Raw genomic sequence first — 3,018 nt, 5'->3', positions numbered from 1 at the left:
CGGATTATTACGGTGATTATTGCCACAACCTTGCCAACCTTGGGCTATGGTTGGGTGCAATATCAGCGCAGCGACCCCTTGCCGTGGGCTGGCGATACTGCGGCACGGGTTGCCTCAAGCATGGGCAACTCGATTTTTGTGGCAGCCTATTTGATTTTAACCCTGCCCTTTATGTTCTATCGCTTGATTACCAGCGTGATGGCTACCAAACGTGCTGAGAGCGAAGCTACAAACTCGGTTGGCTTAGATGCAGCGTGGTTTGTTACCTTGGGCTTGATTCCGCTTGGTCAATTAAGCCTCTTGTATGCCACCCTCAAGTTGGGAGCATTGCTGCAAGCGCCCTTGTTGGGCATCGGCCATTGGTGGATTTTCCCAATGTCGGTGATTGTAGTAGGCAGTACCTTGCCCTTAATTTCGTGGGTAACCAGCACCCGCAGTCGCAGCGATTGGCGCTTATATCTGCCCGGCGGCTTGATTTTGCTGTATATGCTGAGTTTAGTGTTGGGTGGGTATTTAACTGCCGACCAATGCCAAGGCACAATTAGCGAAACCTGCTACAACCTTGATATGGCAACTGCTAAGCGTGCTAGCGACTTTCGTACCTGGTTCTTGTTGGCGATGGCGGCCTATTTTGGTTTTTATGGCTTAGTGCTAGCCTTGCCGCGCCGCAGCGAAGCAGCAGCCCATGCAATTGTGCAATGGCTCAGTGCTGCAATCTATGCTGGGTTAAGCCTGTTCACGATTGTCATTATCTTCTTTACCCAAAGCCGTGGCCCACAAATCGGCATGTTCGTAAGCATTTTCGTCTTCTTCACCCTCTTTTTGTTGCAAGGCCTACGCAGCACCAGCTTCAAACGCATTTTTGGCGCGGCGCTGAGTGCATGGGTTGTGCTGGCCTTAGCAGGAGCCGCCTTCTTGGTGGTGCTTAATACAGACTCAAGCAGTTTTAGTGGGCTACGCCAAAGCAACCGCTATATCAGCCGTTTGGGCAACTTGCTTGAAACTGATGGCGGCACTGGTTTGGTACGGGTGTTGATTTGGCGTGGCGATGAGCATACCCAAGGCGCAGTTGGTTTGGCCTTGAGCGATCCGTTACGCACAGTAATTGGTTGGGGGCCAGAATCGATGTTTGTGGCCTACAACCCATTTTATCCACCACGGTTGGCCAATTATGAATCGCGCGGGGCTTCGCCCGACCGTTCGCACCAAGCCTTGTTGGATGAATTGGTGACCAAAGGCGCGATTGGCTTGTTTAGCCATTTATTCTTATTTGGCTCATTCTTAATTATTATGCTGCGGCTACTGTGCATTCCACGACTGATCAATTTAGGCCTAACCAGCCTTTTGATGCTTGGAATTGGCATCTTCTTTGCCGTCTTTTTGAAGAGCCTCGCACTTGGTTTGATCGCTGGTAGTGTGGGTTTGTTGGTGGTTGGCCTCGCCACGTGGTTGGGCTATGCCAAGCCGCTCGAAGCATCGCTGAGCTTTACCTGGCAATTGTTGATTATCACGGTGCTTTCGGCGGTTGCCGCCAATTTTGTCGAAAACCTGTTTGGGATTCCAATTGTTTCGTCGTTACTCTATACCTGGGTGATTATGGCGGTTGGCATACTTGCCGGGGCACACGCTGGAGCCTATCAACTTGGCACAAAGCCAGTGGTTGTGGCAGCACCAGTTGTCGAAGAAGCCGCCGAATCAACCCCAGCCAAAGCTGGCACCAAACGCCAAGCAGCCCAAAATGCTCGTCGCACCCCTGCTGGCCGTGGTCGTACCAGCAGCGGCGTAACTGGCGCTGCACCTGCTCGCATTTTGTATGCAGTCGTTGTGCCAATTGTCTTGCTGTTGGTCTGGTTCCTCAACCTCGATAATATTTTTGCTGATATGCGCTATTTGCAGGGCAAACAATTTATCGACCAAGGCCAAGGCCTTGATCAACATCTTTTGGGCTTTGCCGCGATTCAGGATGCAGTTGAGCATGCACCCAACGAAGATTTATATTTCTTGATGTATGGTCGGGCCTTGATGACCTTGGCAACTGATTTGAGCATTGAACAAAACAAATTGGTTAGCGAAAATCAAAATGCGGCGATTGCCCAAGTACTGAATAGTCGCCCACGGCCTGATGCTGAACTCGCCGATTTGCCCGATGCTGAATATAGCGTGGCTGGTTTGCAAACCGTTGCCCGCGATTTCTTGACCAAGTTTGGGCCATTGCAAGTGCTCGATTATGCCCGCTTGGCCTTGGAAGAAGCCCAGCGGCTCAATCCCCAGAACAAAGATCATCCGGCTAACTTAGGCCGTTTGCATTCATCATGGTTCCGTAACACCGAGCAAAGCGACCCTGAAGGCGCACGGATGCACCTTGATGCCGCGATTGAGGCCTACAAACAAGCGCACACGGTCGCGCCCCAAGATGTTGAGTTGACTGGTCAATGGGCTATGTTGTATTTGTATCGCCAAGAATACGATACAGCGATTGCCGAATTGACCAAAGCGACTACGCTTGATCCATTATGGTCGCTCAATTTCATTCGCTTGGGCGAGGCCTACCGCCGCAAGGGCGATTTGCCCAACGCAGCTTTAGCCTTTGCCAATGCCTTGGCGCTTGATCCACGGGCGCTCAGCAGCAGTGGCTTGGTTGACGTAGCCGAATTGCCAGCCGAACGCACAGCCCGTGTCCAAGCAACCTTTGCCTCGATGCAAAGCGATCCTGCGGTGTTTGATAGCTTCTTGACAGGCTTTGAGCGAGCGATTGCCAGCAAGCCAGGCGATATGTCGTATCGCCAGATTTACACCCAAGTGTTGAGCGATAGCCAACGCTATGATGCAGGCTTGACCCAAGTCCAACTAGCTTTGGCCGAAATGGACAAAATGGGTGCAGCTGATCCGACATTCAACACCACCTATGCTGATACCCGAACGGCCTTTGAAAAGCTAGTTAGCTTTTTTCAAAGCCAACTCGGCCAAAGTAAACCATAATTTAGCCCCTAGCCCACTCTCCCGCCCAGCAGGCGAGGG

1 protein-coding gene is annotated in these 3,018 nt (G+C 51.7%); it reads left to right on the top strand.

The features are described from left to right. Positions 1-2,979, top strand: a 2,979-nt coding sequence (locus DEF47_RS11745; RefSeq protein WP_287045145.1) for a tetratricopeptide repeat protein, incomplete at its 5' end; no start/stop codon positions are given. Positions 2,980-3,018 lie beyond the last annotated feature (39 nt).

The organism is Herpetosiphon sp., assembly GCF_003512625.1.
Classification (GTDB): domain Bacteria; phylum Chloroflexota; class Chloroflexia; order Chloroflexales; family Herpetosiphonaceae; genus Herpetosiphon; species Herpetosiphon aurantiacus.
The sequence above is the reverse complement of the archived record's forward strand: the minus strand, read 5'-3'. Positions and strand labels throughout refer to the sequence as shown.